We start from the raw sequence: 16,188 nt of genomic DNA, 5'->3' as shown, positions 1-16,188 counted from the left end.
CTAGCTTCAATATTAAATCTAACAATTTTAAATCAGTAGGAATAAAGAAATTAATTTGATAGTGATTATCATTACTACGTTATTAACTGTATCATATCTAAAATTAAATTTCAATATATTTTATCAAAAAAAATATAGGTTTTAAAAAACCTATACTCATAAAAATTTATAATACAAATTTTTCAATAGCCTTAGCAACTCCATTATTATCATTTGTATCTGTAACATAGTCTGCAATTTCCTTTATCGGATTTATTGCATTACCCATAGCTATACCAAGTCCTGCGTACTTTATCATTTCCATATCATTCTGCTGATCACCAATACAAATTACTTCTTCCTTTGAAATACCAAAAATATTTGATAAATCTTTAACAGCATTACCCTTATTTGAACCTTTATGAAATAATTCAAGACATATAGGTAAAGTTCTAACAACTGTATAATTATCTTTTATATACTCTGGAATATTTTTTTGTATTACATCTAGTTTTGATGGCTCTTCTGTATAAATTATCTTAAATACTTTTGTTTCCTTATTTATTTTATTTGGAAAATCTGGTTCAACACGAACAGTCATACCTATATGATCTCTCTCAAATTTTGAAAACTCATTTTCTTCTAAAACAATTGTTCCCTCAGTTTTATAATCATATATCAATATTTTAGCATTTAAATCTATACCAACATCAACTAATGTTTTCACTTCATCTCCATATAATAAATTGGCCTTCAAACACTTCAAATCATTGCTTTTATACAATGATACACCATTATTTGTTATAATGTATTCATCTTTATCGGATAATCCAACCTTTTCGATAAATTTTATGATTGCTCTAATCCCTCTTCCAGTTGTAAAAACCACTTTTACTCCCTTATCGAGAGCCCTTTTTACAGCAGAAATATTTTCATTAGAAATTTGACCATCACTATTTAAAAGAGTACCGTCCATGTCAATAGCTATTAATTTATACAAGATCAATCCCTCACTAACTTATTTATTTTATTTTATCCAAGTCATTCTTTATCTTGTAAGAAATATCATCATAAAAATTAGATATTTCTGATATATTCTTAGAATATAATGATCCCAATGTTTCAATAGCACTATTCTTAGTATTTTCAATATCATCAACTAATGATCTTAACACCTCTCGAACATAATCATTAGCTCCACCTCTTATAGCCTTTGCTTCACCTTTCGCAATTTCTATAATACTTTGAGCTTTATTGTTCGCCTCAATTACGATTTCATGTTCTTCTATCTCTTTTTCAAGCATAAGCTTGGATTCTTTCATAGCTTCTTCACTAAACTTTTTTGCCTCACCTATTATCCTATCCCTCTCGCTAATTATCCATTTAGACCTCTTTAATTCATCAGGTAAATCATGTAAAATCTTCTTTATTAACTCTAATATATCTTTTTTATTTAAAACAATCTTCCCAGTTATAGGAATTTCAGTAGCATTCTCAATAACTTCTTGTAAATAATCTAATAACTGTAAAACATCCATATAATCACTCCAAAATTTTATGAATAATATCTTGTTCAATAACAGAAGGTACTAACCCTGATATATTACCACCAAACTTTACTATTTGCTTTATAGACGACGAACTTATATAAGATAAGTTCTCCGTTGTCATAAGGAAAAAAGTTTCTATATTAGGTGCCATTTTATTATTTAAAAATGCCATTTGTATTTCATACTCAAAATCCGAAAAAGCTCTTAGTCCCTTAATAATTATATTTATATCTTTTCTATTCATATAATCAATTAACAAGCCTTCATAACTATCTATTTTTATTTTATCACTATCATTTAGATTACATACAGATTTACTTATTAATCTCTTCCTATCCTCAATAGAAAATAATGTATTCTTATCAGGATTAACTAAAACACATACTGTTATCTCATCAAAAATCTTTAAAGAACGTTCTATTATATCAATGTGCCCAAGAGTTATTGGGTCAAAACTTCCAGGTATTATTGCCCTATTCATTATAATTCTCCTTATATCTATAAAAACACACAGTAGTGTTGCCGTACTTCCTATAATCAACTAAATTTATATTTTTAGATTCTATAAACTTGCTTTCTGAACTTGATATTTTAACCACTATAAGCCCATATTTATCAAGAAGATTTAACTCATCAATTAAGTTTATACTTCTACTAACATAATCTGAGTTATATGGCGGATCTATAAACATTAAATTAAATTTTTCCTTACCCTCAAATCTTCTAAGATTTACATCAAACTCCCCTTTTATTGCAAATGCACAGTCTGACAATCCTAGATTCCTAATATTTTGTTTTAAATATGAAAATGTAATATCATTTCTGTCACATAGATAAGTTTTCTTAGCTCCCCTACTAGCAGACTCAAGTCCAAGACTTCCAGTTCCAGCAAATAAATCAAGAACAATACTATCTCTAGTTAAATCATTTTGAATTATATTGAAAATAGATTGCTTAACTCTATCAAGTGTTGGTCGTGTGACATCATACCCATCTGGAGAAATAATCTTTCTACCCTTAGCTTTCCCAGTAATTATTCTCATTTAAATCTCCTTAATTAAAACAAATAGTATTATCAATTCCATCTAATTTTTTCTGAACACCATCATAAAAATTTCTTATTTCATCTGTATTAAGTAAATCCATATAATCAATATCTTCTTTAACTTTTTTCAGAATACCTATGTCATTAATAACATCCGCAAATACAAATCCAGTATTCCCATGTTGTTTATATCCAAAAATATCTCCACTTCCTCTTATCTTCAAATCTTGTTCAGATAAATAAAACCCATCATTACTTTCAAGGAGCGTTGAAATTCTCTTCATAGTTACAGAATTCATAGTGTTAGTAACAAGAATGCATATACCTTCTTTAGATCCACGACCAATTCGACCCCTAAGTTGATGTATCTGTGAAATTCCAAAACGCTCAGCATTTTCAATTACCATTACAGTTGCATTAGAAACACTGATACCAACCTCTATTACAGTAGTAGAAATCAATATATCAATTAATCCTTCTTTAAATTTATTCATAACTCCGTTCTTGTCCTTGTTGTTCATTTTGCCATGCAAAATTCCAATACTACAAGAAGATAAAATAGATGTCTTCAATTCCTCGTATAATGATTCAACAGAAAATAAATCTACCTTTTCATTATCTTCAATGAGAGGACAAACTATATAACATTGACCACCCTTATTAATTTCATCTAATATAATTTTATATTTAGATTTCTTATCTTCTCTCTTAATATGAATCGTATTAACTTTCTTACGATTTGATGGGAGCTCTTTAATCGATGAAATATCCATTCCATTATATATGTACAAAAATAAAGTTCTCGGAATAGGAGTCGCAGTCATAACCAATACATCACAATTTTTATCTTTTCCTTTCTGTATAAGTTTGGACCTCTGACTCACACCAAATCTATGTTGCTCATCGAAAATTATATACCCCAAATTTTTAAGTTCAACATCATCTTCAAGTATTGCATGAGTACCTATCAATAAAATTGAATATCCTTCCTTTAATTCTTCCTTTATTTTATCTTTTTCCTTTTCTTTAATACTCCCAACTAAAAGCCGAATTTGTATATCAAATTTTTCAAATAATTTAATCGCTTCATTGTAGTGTTGAACAGCTAAAATTTCAGTTGGAACTATTAATACAACTTTATATCCATTTAATAGAACATTAAATGCTGTAATAAATGCCACAATAGTTTTACCCGAACCAACATCTCCATGAAGTAACCTATTAATTGAAAAATCACTTTTTTGTTCAATCAAAATCTGCTTTATTGCATTATTTTGATCACTAGTTAACTGAAAACCAAGTTGATTCTTTAATTCAATTAATTTTTCAGTGAAAATACTAAACTTAATCCCATTTCCTTTAGAAGCTAATTTATCTCTTAAAAGCTTTATATTAACAAAAAAATACATAAGTTCCTGATATTTAAATCTATCTATAGCTTTAGTAAGCATTTCTTTATTTTTAGGTAAGTGTATATTTATAACGGCATCATCCAAAGAAATCAAATTTCTCTTTTCAATAATAAATTTCGGTAGATTATCTTTAAGCTTAATTTTCTCAATGGCATTACTTACTATATTTATAATTTGATTGTTACCAATTCCTTTAATTGATTTATATTTCGGTATAATATCATTTGAAAATTCTTTAATTTTCTCTGCATTGACAAGTTCTATATAATTTTTTGTTTCCTTACAAGATCCGTAAACTTTATATGTATTACCTAAAATAAAACTATGTTTCATATATGGTTTATTAAAATATATTAATTTCGCAACCCTACCTTCAGTATTTTTTAATTTTATTGTTGTCAATATCAACTTTTGTTTGACAGCTACATCTCTAAGTATTTCTGTGACAATTCCCTCAAATACATATTTATCAGAAGAGCACTCTCCCATAAATTCATATGATTTCGGAAAATACATAATCAAATCTTCAACTGTATTAATGCCATTTTTTGAAAATAAATCAGCGTATCTTTGACCTACACCTTTAACACTTATAATACTTTTTTCTAGCATACTTACCCTTCTATAAATAAAAATGAAGCTTTAATTTTCATATCTAATACCTTGAATATTGACAACTATAGAATTAATAGAAAGCTCTAAAAATCTTTCAACACTATCCTTAATTAAATGAATTATATCACTTGCTATTATGGAGATCTTAATCCCATATTTTATAATTACAAAAACATGTATATTTAACTTTGATTTATCTTCCGTTAAATTTATCTTAATTCCACTACTTAAATTGCTATTATCTTCTTTGAAATTACGATTTGCTAAACCAACAACATTATTGCATTCCATTGTAGCTAAAGCAACAATATTTTTAATAAGCTCTTCGTTATAATAAATATTCCCACTTGGTGTTTTAACATGTAACATAAAACGGCTCTCCTTTCCTCTTTTTCATTTTATATTAAATGAGTATATTATTCAATTATATATTGATTCTTTTATTATTTCATGTTATTATTAAGTTTGTTTGTATATCATGTTTTTAGATATGGAGGTGTATGTAATATGTCTAAGAAATGTGAAATTTGTGATAAAGGTGTAGTTTTTGGCGGACAATACAGCCATTCTCATCGTAGATCTAATAGGAAATGGACTCCTAATCTAAGAAAAATTAAAGCTGTTATTAATAATTCTAAAAAGACTATAAAAGTTTGTACTAGATGTTTGCGTTCTGGTAAAATAGAAAGGTCTGCATAAAATTAAAAGTGTAATTAAATCCAGATTTAATTACACTTTTAAAACATCCATAAAATAGTATCTAATTATTAGTTTAATTACAAATAAAAGTTATTTTTTATTTCCATAAGGACTACAATAATTTTTAAATTAAACGAAATATATTTATAATAGATACTATAAAAATCAAATTTTAATTATCAAGAGGTATGTTTAATGAAAAACAAATTTATTAAAATGTTATGCTTATTAATTTTAGGAGTAGGTTTAGTTCAATGCTCCAGTCAAAGTTCTAATAATTCAACATCTCAAAATAATGAACAAATAACTGTTATTCCTGATCCTAATTCTCCAGATGGTATTGTTATTGAAAACCAAGTAGAAAAACCACAAGATACTTTCACTAAAATTATTGCCAAAGACATCAGTGCTAGCAAATATAAATCAGTTGTACCTATCGTTTCTAAAAATCCAGAGTTTTATAATCGCTATATGGGCACAGGTACTATAGTTGGAACAAATACAATTATAACTAATAAACACGTTACAACAGAAGAAACAAAAGATACGATGTATGTCCTATTAAATGAAGGTGATACAACAATTCCATTTGAAATCGAAAATATAATAGAATTTGATGAAGAATCAAATGGAAAGGCTGGAGCTAATGTAGATCTAGCAATAATTCAAGTTAAACCTAATAATGGTAGAAATTTATCTGACAATATCGAAACTTTTAAATTTGCTACAGTTGAGGAAATTAATAGTTTAAAAGTTGGGGACCAAATTGAATACGCTGGATATCCATCTGAATTACAACCTGATTTATTTTGCGATAAAATAAAAGTTAATACATTAACAAACTCTACTAATTATATTACATTTCAATCTATAGCAAAAGGTGGTCAATCAGGTTCAGCGTTATTAAATTCAGAAAATAAAATTGTAGGCCTGCTAAGAGCTTCTAATGAAAAAGAAGGAACTGGATTCATATTAAATCAGACAACACTTGATTTTATAAATAAAAATATTAAGTAATAAATAAACAATTTCATTAATTTTATAAAACTACTTATCTCATCTTTTTATTTAAAACCTATTGTCAAAGCTATTATATCGAATTCCATAAATAATATAACATTAAATGATGTATTATTCTTTTATTATTTCATAGTATTGTATTATTTATGTGCCATAGATTTTAATATGGAGGCATATATAAAATATTTCTATAAAGATGTGAAATTTGTGACAAAAGTGTAGTTTTGAGGTGGACAATATATCCATTATCACTGTAGATCTAATAAAAAATGGATTCCTAATCTAAGAAAAATTAAAGCTATTATTGATAATTCAAAAAAGACTGTAAAAATTTGTATTGAATGTTTACAGTCTAATAAAATACAGAGATATTCCTAAGTTAAGAGTGTAATTAAATTTAGAAATTTAATTACACTCTTAACTTAAATATCAGTCTTTAAAAACTTCCTTACCCTCTTTAATATCACAAAAATAAATCATAGCTTTAGCTATATACTTTGGCATTTCTTCTCCATAATTCCTAGATAAAATTCTAGAAAAATTAGTATTAAATTCATATACCTCAGCTAATCCTCTAAACATTCCAATAGAACATCTATAAAACCTATTCATAAAATTAAAAAGATCTGATATCATATCTTGTATACATTCATCATTATACTTATTTGATTTCATTTTATTTTGTATATTTTTAAAAATTATATCTCTCTTCTTTTGTTCTTTTAATAAATTAATCTTATTTAATGAACTATAATTTATTCTTTCCGCCAACTTAAATCACCTATAAATTAATTACTTCACATCAAATTATAATACAATTAACTTTAAAAAACAAATAAAATATAATTAAATATTAATAATCTTATTTATTTCCATTAAAACTATATTTAAAAATTAAATTATGTTACAATGAGAAATGTGTGAATCAAATTTTAATTACCAGGAGATATGTTTAATGAAAAACAGATTTATTAAAATGTTATGCTTATTAGTTCTAGGAATAAGTTTAATTCAATGTTCTAGAAATAATGAACCTAACTTTACTAGTCCTAAAGTTAAAATAGAGGCCAAAGATATTGAAAATAGCAAATATAATTTAGTTGTTCCTATAACTAGAAGAGATAAAAATAATTCTAAAATTTATTGTGGTACTGGATTTATTGTCGGACCAAACACTGTTTTAACTAATAAACATATTACAGATACAGATCCCGATGACCATATTTTAAATCCTGAAAAAGAATTATTTGTTGAATTAAATAAAAATGGAACTACAACTACTTTTGAAATTGATAAAATCATTCCATTTGATAATACAGATGGAGTATATGGTATTGAAGGAATTAATGTAGATTTATCAGTAATTCAAGTTAAACCTAAGGATGGAAAAAATTTATCAGATAGTTTTGGTTCATTTGAAATTGCTGCACTTGAAGAAATTCAAAAAATTAAAGTTGGAGATACAATTGAATATGCTGGATATCCTATGCTTAAACAACCAGATTTATTTTATGATGTTGCAGTTATAACTACTCTTTATGGAAGTACAAAACCAACTATTGATAATACTGATACAATTTTTCTTCATAATACAATTTTTTTTTAATTCAATTACAGAATCCGGACATTCAGGTTCTCCTATATTAAAAGATAGTAAAGTCGTAGGAATAGTATGGGGTGCTCATGCAGAAAAAGGTATTGGATATGCACATTTATTTAATGAAGTATCTCTTGATTTTATAAATAAAAATATTAAGTAATAAATAAACAATTTCATTAATTTTATAAAACTACTTATCTCATCTTTTTATTTAAAACCTATTGTCAAAGCTATTATATCGAATTCCATAAATAATATAACATTAAATGATGTATTATTCTTTTATTATTTCATAGTATTGTATTATTTATGTGCCATAGATTTTAATATGGAGGCATATATAATATTTCTATAAAGATGTGAAATTTGTGACAAAAGTGTAGTTTTGAGGTGGACAATATATCCATTATCACTGTAGATCTAATAAAAAATGGATTCCTAATCTAAGAAAAATTAAAGCTATTATTGATAATTCAAAAAAGACTGTAAAAATTTGTATTGAATGTTTACAGTCTAATAAAATACAGAGATATTCCTAAGTTAAGAGTGTAATTAAATTTAGAAATTTAATTACACTCTTAACTTAAATATCAGTCTTTAAAAACTTCCTTACCCTCTTTAATATCACAAAAATAAATCATAGCTTTAGCTATATACTTTGGCATTTCTTCTCCATAATTCCTAGATAAAATTCTAGAAAAATTAGTATTAAATTCATATACCTCAGCTAATCCTCTAAACATTCCAATAGAACATCTATAAAACCTATTCATAAAATTAAAAAGATCTGATATCATATCTTGTATACATTCATCATTATACTTATTTGATTTCATTTTATTTTGTATATTTTTAAAAATTATATCTCTCTTCTTTTGTTCTTTTAATAAATTAATCTTATTTAATGAACTATTAATCTATTTTCTCCATAAACAGATTCCCCTCTATTAATTAATTTCAATTTAATTATATATACCATACTCAATTGATTCATATCTCTTTTTATAAATAAAATATGCAATAACACATAAAATAATTTGAACCAAAGAAGAAATTGGTGTACCCAATCCAATATGAAATAAAGTAGCTCCATTTATTTGGCTCATAATAAAAACAACAGGGATTCTAACAAAAAAAGCACCAATAATCCCTTGTATTATAACAAAAATAGTTTTTCCACAACCATTAAAATATCCTACAAAACAGAAAAGAACAGCAGTGAGTAAACAATCAATAGAATATGCTTTTAAGTAATCGTGAGCATGAATAGTCACTTGATACTCGCCCGAAAAAATAGAAGATAATATATTCCCTCCAAAAAATGAGATAATACCCATTATAAATCCAATAATTAACGCAGTTTTAATCCTATAAATCAAAGCCTTTCTAGATCTTTCAAATTCACCTGCTCCATTATTTTGAGCCACAAAAACAGAAATAGATTGCATATAAGCAGATGCTACTAACATCAAAAATACACAAACTTTTTCTGCTACTCCTACAGCAGCAGATTCTATAACTCCCATTCTATTAACTACTACTTGAATAAAAAGAAAAGAAAATTGAACTAACAATTCTTGCAAAGCTATAGGCATACCAATCAACAAAATCATTTTAACACATTCGCTATCAAAACATATATTCTTTTTAGAAAAATCAAATGGAAATTTTTTCTTAATAATAAAATAAATAGAGAATATTACACTAATTGCTTGTGCAAATACTGTAGCAATAGCAGCTCCAATAGCTCCCATTCTAAAACCAGCCACCAATATAAAATCTCCTAAAATATTAATAATACAAGCAATTGTTACAATCATAAGTGGCGTTTTAGAATCACCAATTCCTCGAAAAACAGATCCTATTATATTATATAACATAATAAATATCATACCCATACCACAAATTTGTACATATTGTTTAGTTTGTTCAAAAGATTCTATTGGTGCATGCATAAAAGTATATAATTTATCACTAAATGGAACTACTAAAAAGTTATAACAATAGCTAAAATTGAAAATATAACAACACCATTTCCAACAACTATACCTGCCACGGTTTTTAGATCCAATACACTCACCTAAAAATACGATTATACCCATTGTAAGTCCTGTAATTACCATAGTAATCATATTAAATAATTGGCTACCAGATGCAACACCAGACTGAGCATAAGTTCCAGAAAATTTACCAACAATAATTAAGTCTGCTGCACCATAAGTGCTAATAATACAGGAAATGCAAATGAAATAAGAGATTTAAAAATATTTCCTTTAATTAAACTTTGTTCTTTTAATTGTTTCATTTTATACTCCTTTCTAAAAAAAAGCTGGATAAGAAAACAGGGATTTCACCTGCAATCTTATCCAGCTCGCAACTTAAAATGTTACTAACCCTCCGACTGATTAACAATATACATATATCATATTTTAAATTTATCGTCAATATCAATCAAAAATACACATTTATTTAATTTTAAAAAATTTAATTTAAATAACAAAAAAGGTAAGCAAATGAGCTTACCTTTTTATTTTAAGACTTCTTTCGTTTTATCAAACCGAATCCACTACTAGAAACTGCTATAATTCCTGAAAATAATAATACAATTCCCCATTGCAATAAATTTATATTTGTAGTTTTAAATATAGCTTGGAAAAATGGAATATATATTATTCCAAAAATCATCACCACCGAAATAATAACTGATAACAACAAATATTTGTTAGACAATAAATTTATTTCAAACAAAGTTCTTGTTTCAGATTTACATTCAAACACATGTATCAATTGGGATAATACAAGAGTTGCTAAAGTCATAGTTCTACAAGTACGTACACTAAAACCAAGATAAAGACCAATAATAAATGTAAATATTGTACTAATTCCAATTAAAGCCCCTCTAAATAAAATTTTTTCCCAAAGACCTCTTGAAAAAATACTTTCATTTCGTGGTCTCGGTGGTTTACTCATTATATTATCATGCGAATTATCAACTCCAAGTGCAAGAGCTGGAAGTCCATCTGTCGCTAAGTTAACAAATAAGATTTGAATAGGAGTAAGTGGATTTGGAAGACTGAATATAGAAGCTAGAAACATTGTTAAAACTTCCCCAATATTACAAGATAATAGATATCTTATAAACTTCCTTATATTCAGGTAAATCTTTCTTCCTTCCTCAACTGCAGAAACTATAGTACTAAAATTATCATCCATCAATATCATGGCAGATGCTTCCTTAGTTACATCTGTACCTGCTATCCCCATCGAAATACCGATATCAGCTTCTTTTATAGCTGGTGCATCATTAACACCATCTCCAGTCATTGCAACAACATGTCCTTTTTCTTTAAATGCTTTAACAATTCTAAATTTATGTTTTGGTGTAACCCTAGCAAATACTCTTATGAAATCAATTACCTTTGATAAGGCTTTATCTGACATCTTTTCAATATCATCACCTGTTAATACTTCATTTAATCCTGTACAAATTTGAAGCTCCTTAGCAATCGCAAATGCTGTATTTTTATGATCTCCAGTGATCATAATCGTATTTATTCCTGCTTGTTTACATTTAATAACAGCATCCTTTGAATCCTTTCTTGGTGGATCTATTATTGAACAAAAACCTGCAAAAATAAGATCTTTCTCTAAATTAGATTTATCATTAAGATTATTTTTCTTAAATCCCGCTCCAAGGCATCGGAGTCCCTTAAGCGACATCATTTCAACTTCTTTAATGATTTCCTGCCTTTTAGCATTAGTAAGATCAACAACATTGCCTTTATGTAAATAATATTTACTCATTAAAAGTATTTTTTCTGGTGCTCCTTTAGCTAATAAAATACTTTCATCAGTCTTTGGATCTCTTACAACTACAGATGCCATCTTTCTATCAGAATCAAATGGAATTTCACTCAATTTCTTAAATGAACTGTGATAACTAACTAAATTTTCAACATTATCAAAATAATATTCAATAAGAGCCTTCTCTGTCGGATCAGCGATTATTTGATTTTTAAAATTCTTTTCATTCTTATTTATATTAAAATCATTACATACTACAAATATTTCCTTCAAAATTTCATTCTTATCTACTTCGGCTTCTCTTTTTTCATAAACCTTACCATCAAAATAAACTTCTCTAACTGACATTTTATTTTCAGTTAAAGTCCCTGTCTTATCACTACAAATTATTGATGTACATCCAAGTGTTTCAACTGATGGAAGTTTCCTAATCAAAGCTCTCCTCTTAAGCATTTTAGAAACACCAAGAGCTAAAGCAACTGTAACTATAGCAGGTAACCCTTCAGGTATTGCTGCAACAGCCAAACTCACACCAATCAAAAACATATCTGTAACAGATTGTCCTCTTGCTATACCAATAACAGTAACTACAGCACATATTAACAAGCATATAACAACTAAAACCTTCCCAAGTCCTTCCAATCTTTCTTTTAATGGCGACTTATCCTCATCAATATCCTGAAGCATATTTGCAATTTTACCCATTTCAGTATTCATACCAATATTAGTAACTTTAGCATATGCCTTACCTTTCAAAGCAATAGTTCCCATAAAAATATTATTTTCTTTATTTTTATTAGTCTTGATAACTCCTACGGACTCACCAGTAAGCAAAGATTCATCTACAGTCAGATCACCTCTTATAATTTTAGCATCTGCAGGAATCCTATCCCCAGATTCTAACAAAATCAAATCATCTATAGTTAATTCAACTGCATCTATTATTTTCAAATTTCCGTCACGTATAACTTTAGTAGTTGGTGATGAAAGTTTCTTAAGTGACTCTAAAGATTTCTCAGTTCTAAATTCCTGAATAAATCCAAGTATAGCATTTATTACAATAATTACAACAATTACAATTGAATCAGCAACATCTCCTATGATACCTGAAATTATAGTTGCAACTATTAAAATCCAAATCATAATATCATTGAATTGAGATAATAAAATAGAAAATATAGAGGTCTTATTTTTTTCTTTTATTCTATTTTTGCCAAATTCTTTGACATTTATTTCAACCTGTTCTTTAGTCAAACCATTTAATAATCCATTATCTTTCACCAATTTTTCCTCCTTGTAGATTATAATGATTAATATATATTTTCTTTTTATCTAAATAATTACTAAAATAAAAAAAAATAAATCCATTAGAGATAACTCTCTAATGGATTTATTCATATAAACATAATAAATTTAATAGGACGCTGATTTATCATCTTTATTCAATAAATAAACAAGACTTCCTCCAATCGCATTTCCTATCAAACAAATTAAAATATAAAATAAAGACTTTAAAGAAAAAGCTCTAGCTACACTCATATAAACTATATTTGCTATACTATGCTCTGTTTTAGTTCCTAAAAATAATAATACAATTCCGATAGTAACCAAATCATGTTTACTAAATACAGCAATTTGCATAAGTATACCAACTACTATAGACTTAAAAAGTGCAATTAATAACGGTGTCTGCATTTTGGATTCCCAAATTGATCCCGCATGAGTTTCACCTAAAAAAGAAAACAAATATCCAAATATAACACAAGCAATAAAGTTACCTAAAAGAATAATAGCTATATTCTTAACCTTACAAGTCAACTCTTCATTACAACAACACCATTTAGCAATTTTACTTGTATACAAATTTAAATTCATTGCTAAAATTACTAACAATGCAGCAGAAAATACTATTTTTGATAATGTATCATAATTTAACAGATAATTATACGCAGCAATAGAAACTATAATTCCCGCTAATATAGACTTCCTAAATACTACCATAAAAACACTCCTTTAAAATAGATATTTATCCTTAATTTCAGACCTAATATTGTACCAAAAAAATATTTTATTGTAAAATATATAAATTCAAATTTTATATTAATTTATTAAATAAAAAATCCTGTTAAAATATACATTTAACAGGATTCAATCTTTACAGATCATCTATATTATATTCTCAAAACTAAAATGAATCTGAGGATCAGTATAATATTGATTAGCTAAATCCTCATCTCCAGTTAGCAAAAATAATTCGTAATACATATACTCTTTTTCATATTGTGTAATAATATCTTCGACTTCCTCTACTTTACCTTTTTGAACAGAAACATCATAAAACAAATTATAATCATCTAGATATCTTTCTAAATCATCATCATTAATGAATAGCACTTCCTTTAACAAAGTATCTCTTTGTTCTCTAAGATTTAAATCGTAATCTTCAGCTTCACTACTCATTTGGCCTGTCCAAGTATAAGGTTCACTTACTTGGTTCTCATAAGCCTTTACTCTACTAGTTGATCCAAAACAAAATACAAAAGCAAACAATCCAAACCCTAAAACTTTTGTATTAATTCTAAACATTATCTACACACTTTCCTTTCATATTTAAATTTGTTAATTAATTTTTCGTAATGCCTACTATAATAGTACTATTACTATTGAGTCAATTACAATTATATTTTCCATTTAAGATAAATTAAATTACTCTTAATTTAAATAATTTTAAGTACTTAAACAAAATAATAAAGAGTGATACACACTCTTTATTACCTAAATATCTTATTTTTTAAATATTTTAACTATCTTAGCTAAACATTTAGGTAGCTTTATAGCTATAATCTTCATAATTGTCATCTCTCCTTAATTTCAAAAATAAAAAAACTTTTACTACCAATATATTGTATGTTTAATCAATTTATGATCTTCAAAATATTAAATAAATAAAAATTAATTTATTTGAAGATATTTTTACTTTTTCCGATATCCATTCATTGGAGAGTGTAAGAGTATCAATAAGATTTAAATGAAAATTATTCAAATTATACTTTGCACCGCATATAGAAATAATAGTGTCGTCATATACAGGTAAGATTGAAAAAAATTTATAAGACCCCCTATCAAAATTATTACAGCCAATAGATCCTAATATAACATTAAACTCATCAATCATAACTATATCTAAACCACGTTCAATAAATTTCTGCATCACTCTCAAATTAAATTGAAAATGATCCGATCTCTTACCAGTAAATCCAAAAAGATAAATCTTTTTAAATCCATTTTTCAAACAATAATCCATAGCTATTTCTAAATCATTATAATCCATATCTGTCTTTAAAATATGTCTATTATTGTAAATAACTTCTTTATATTTCAGCGAATCAAAATCTCCTATAGCTAAATCTATCCTTCTATTTTCTTCAATTAAATAATTACATCCGCCATCAACAGCAATAGTAAATATATTGTCTAAATCTACAAATTTATTCACTATGTCAAATTTATTAAAGCCTCCATTTCCAAAAATAACACATTCCACTATATAATTACTTCTCCTTTTGATTAAATTTATTATAAAATTTTACATACATCTCATATCTTGTTCTATTTATATTATCATTCTGTAATGCTTGTTTTACATTACATTTAATTTCATTAATATGCTTACATCCTCTAAATTTACAACCTTCATAATAATCTTTAAACTCAATGAAATATTCTCTTAAATTATCTATATCTATATGTTTTGAAATATTCACAGAGCTAAATCCTGGAGTATCAATTAAATATCCATCTAACTCATCTATATATACCAATTGTGAAAACCTAGTCGTGTGCTTACCTCTTTTGACTTTTTGACTCAATGTTGAAGTATCCATTATATTTTTATCCACGATCTTATTTAACAAACTTGATTTTCCAACTCCAGATGCCCCACAAAAACATGATATATTATTACATAATTTATCTTTTATAATATCTATGTTATTTTCGTGTTTAACACTTATCTTAATCACATCATAAGGAAAATTTTTAAATAATTCATCAACTTCTTTATCATCTACATCTGTATGTAAATCACACTTGTTAATTACTATATTGATTTTAACTCCATCAGCTTCAAAATTAATAAGCATTTTATTTAACATTTCAAAATTAATCTTAGGCTCTAAATAAGATAGTACTATAAATATTTGAGTAACATTAGAAATTTGCGGTCTTATAAAATCTGAAACTCTTTTATGAATGTTTTCAATAACTCCTTCTTTTTTATTTCGATCAATTATTTTTATAGTTACTCTATCTCCCACTTTAGGTTCAATTTCTTTAAATCTAAATTTTTTCCTAGATTTACAACAATACTCTTCCTTATCAACCAATATATAATAAAAACCATCTATAGCTTTTGTTATAATTCCACCAATCTCTACCATAACAATTCCTCATCATACTTTATAT

The 16,188-nt window shown here is 26.4% G+C and carries 19 protein-coding genes; 5 read left to right on the top strand and 14 right to left on the bottom strand.

All coding sequences use genetic code 11. From position 1 onward, the window contains the following. Nucleotides 1-166: 166 nt before the first annotated feature. The 6 genes from SFBM_RS03275 to SFBM_RS03250 are packed head-to-tail and all read right to left on the bottom strand — an operon-like array spanning nucleotide 167 to nucleotide 4,970. The gene (locus SFBM_RS03275; RefSeq protein WP_005806526.1) at nucleotides 167-979 is read right to left on the bottom strand and encodes a Cof-type HAD-IIB family hydrolase; all 813 of its coding nucleotides are present in this window, start codon (nucleotides 977-979) and stop codon (nucleotides 167-169) included. Between the two features lie 22 nt (nucleotides 980-1,001). Next, on the bottom strand, nucleotides 1,002-1,517 hold the full coding sequence (locus tag SFBM_RS03270) for a hypothetical protein (protein ID WP_007440039.1): 516 nt from the start codon (nucleotides 1,515-1,517) through the stop codon (nucleotides 1,002-1,004). A 4-nt stretch (nucleotides 1,518-1,521) separates the two neighbouring features. After that, entirely contained in the window at nucleotides 1,522-2,010 is a 489-nt protein-coding gene (gene coaD / locus SFBM_RS03265) for a pantetheine-phosphate adenylyltransferase (protein ID WP_005806530.1), read from the bottom strand. Next, entirely contained in the window at nucleotides 2,003-2,572 is a 570-nt protein-coding gene (gene rsmD / locus SFBM_RS03260) for a 16S rRNA (guanine(966)-N(2))-methyltransferase RsmD (RefSeq protein WP_005806532.1), read from the bottom strand. The genes coaD and rsmD overlap by 8 nt, the downstream gene beginning before the upstream one ends. A 10-nt stretch (nucleotides 2,573-2,582) precedes the next feature. Beyond that, on the bottom strand, nucleotides 2,583-4,598 hold the full coding sequence (gene recG, locus SFBM_RS03255; protein WP_014017898.1) for an ATP-dependent DNA helicase RecG: 2,016 nt from the start codon (nucleotides 4,596-4,598) through the stop codon (nucleotides 2,583-2,585). A 30-nt stretch (nucleotides 4,599-4,628) separates the two neighbouring features. After that, complete coding sequence (locus SFBM_RS03250; protein ID WP_005806536.1) at nucleotides 4,629-4,970, bottom strand: Asp23/Gls24 family envelope stress response protein; 342 nt, start codon at nucleotides 4,968-4,970, stop codon at nucleotides 4,629-4,631. Nucleotides 4,971-5,108: 138 nt separating this feature from the next. On the opposite strand from SFBM_RS03250, the gene rpmB reads away from it, so the two are divergent. The 3 genes from rpmB to SFBM_RS07905 all read left to right on the top strand — a co-directional run bounded on the left by rpmB (nucleotide 5,109) and on the right by SFBM_RS07905 (nucleotide 6,698). Further along, the gene (rpmB, locus tag SFBM_RS03245; RefSeq protein ID WP_007440604.1) at nucleotides 5,109-5,300 is read left to right on the top strand and encodes a 50S ribosomal protein L28; all 192 of its coding nucleotides are present in this window, start codon (nucleotides 5,109-5,111) and stop codon (nucleotides 5,298-5,300) included. A gap of 195 nt (nucleotides 5,301-5,495) precedes the next feature. After that, the gene (locus tag SFBM_RS03240; protein WP_005806540.1) at nucleotides 5,496-6,317 is read left to right on the top strand and encodes a S1 family peptidase; all 822 of its coding nucleotides are present in this window, start codon (nucleotides 5,496-5,498) and stop codon (nucleotides 6,315-6,317) included. Between the two features lie 243 nt (nucleotides 6,318-6,560). Beyond that, the gene (locus tag SFBM_RS07905; protein WP_369727697.1) at nucleotides 6,561-6,698 is read left to right on the top strand and encodes a L28 family ribosomal protein; all 138 of its coding nucleotides are present in this window, start codon (nucleotides 6,561-6,563) and stop codon (nucleotides 6,696-6,698) included. A gap of 51 nt (nucleotides 6,699-6,749) precedes the next feature. On the opposite strand, the gene SFBM_RS03235 is transcribed toward SFBM_RS07905, so the two are convergent. Beyond that, entirely contained in the window at nucleotides 6,750-7,091 is a 342-nt protein-coding gene (locus SFBM_RS03235; protein WP_007442276.1) for a TipAS antibiotic-recognition domain-containing protein, read from the bottom strand. A gap of 184 nt (nucleotides 7,092-7,275) precedes the next feature. On the opposite strand from SFBM_RS03235, the gene SFBM_RS03230 reads away from it, so the two are divergent. Then, a complete protein-coding gene (locus SFBM_RS03230) occupies nucleotides 7,276-7,926 on the top strand; it encodes a trypsin-like peptidase domain-containing protein (RefSeq protein WP_007440662.1) in 651 nt (216 codons plus the stop codon). A 395-nt stretch (nucleotides 7,927-8,321) separates the two neighbouring features. Next, a complete protein-coding gene (locus tag SFBM_RS07900; RefSeq protein WP_369727697.1) occupies nucleotides 8,322-8,459 on the top strand; it encodes a L28 family ribosomal protein in 138 nt (45 codons plus the stop codon). 51 nt (nucleotides 8,460-8,510) lie between these two features. Here the strand turns inward: SFBM_RS07900 and SFBM_RS03220 are convergent, their stop codons facing one another. From SFBM_RS03220 to rsgA, 7 genes are all read right to left on the bottom strand, one after another. After that, the gene (locus SFBM_RS03220; RefSeq protein WP_005806543.1) at nucleotides 8,511-8,756 is read right to left on the bottom strand and encodes a TipAS antibiotic-recognition domain-containing protein; all 246 of its coding nucleotides are present in this window, start codon (nucleotides 8,754-8,756) and stop codon (nucleotides 8,511-8,513) included. A 126-nt stretch (nucleotides 8,757-8,882) separates the two neighbouring features. Next, the gene (locus tag SFBM_RS03215) at nucleotides 8,883-10,118 is read right to left on the bottom strand and encodes an MATE family efflux transporter (RefSeq protein WP_100181638.1); all 1,236 of its coding nucleotides are present in this window, start codon (nucleotides 10,116-10,118) and stop codon (nucleotides 8,883-8,885) included. Nucleotides 10,119-10,452: 334 nt separating this feature from the next. Continuing rightward, nucleotides 10,453-13,005, bottom strand: a complete 2,553-nt coding sequence (locus SFBM_RS03210; RefSeq protein WP_081484484.1) for a calcium-translocating P-type ATPase, PMCA-type — start codon at nucleotides 13,003-13,005, stop codon at nucleotides 10,453-10,455. A gap of 132 nt (nucleotides 13,006-13,137) precedes the next feature. Beyond that, a complete protein-coding gene (locus tag SFBM_RS03205; RefSeq protein WP_005806548.1) occupies nucleotides 13,138-13,725 on the bottom strand; it encodes a formate/nitrite transporter family protein in 588 nt (195 codons plus the stop codon). A gap of 165 nt (nucleotides 13,726-13,890) precedes the next feature. Then, nucleotides 13,891-14,310, bottom strand: coding sequence for a hypothetical protein (locus SFBM_RS03200; RefSeq protein ID WP_005806550.1), 420 nt, complete (start codon nucleotides 14,308-14,310; stop codon nucleotides 13,891-13,893). Between the two features lie 343 nt (nucleotides 14,311-14,653). Next, a complete protein-coding gene (locus SFBM_RS03195) occupies nucleotides 14,654-15,268 on the bottom strand; it encodes a thiamine diphosphokinase (RefSeq protein WP_005806552.1) in 615 nt (204 codons plus the stop codon). Between the two features lie 7 nt (nucleotides 15,269-15,275). Next, nucleotides 15,276-16,163: a ribosome small subunit-dependent GTPase A gene (rsgA, locus tag SFBM_RS03190; RefSeq protein ID WP_005806554.1), complete on the bottom strand. Its 888-nt coding sequence runs from the start codon at nucleotides 16,161-16,163 to the stop codon at nucleotides 15,276-15,278. Between the last annotated feature and the right edge of the window lie 25 nt (nucleotides 16,164-16,188).

It is taken from the genome of Candidatus Arthromitus sp. SFB-mouse-Japan, assembly GCF_000270205.1.
Classification (GTDB): Bacteria; Bacillota; Clostridia; order Clostridiales; family Clostridiaceae; genus Dwaynesavagella.
This window is presented reverse-complemented; position numbering and strand designations above follow the sequence as displayed.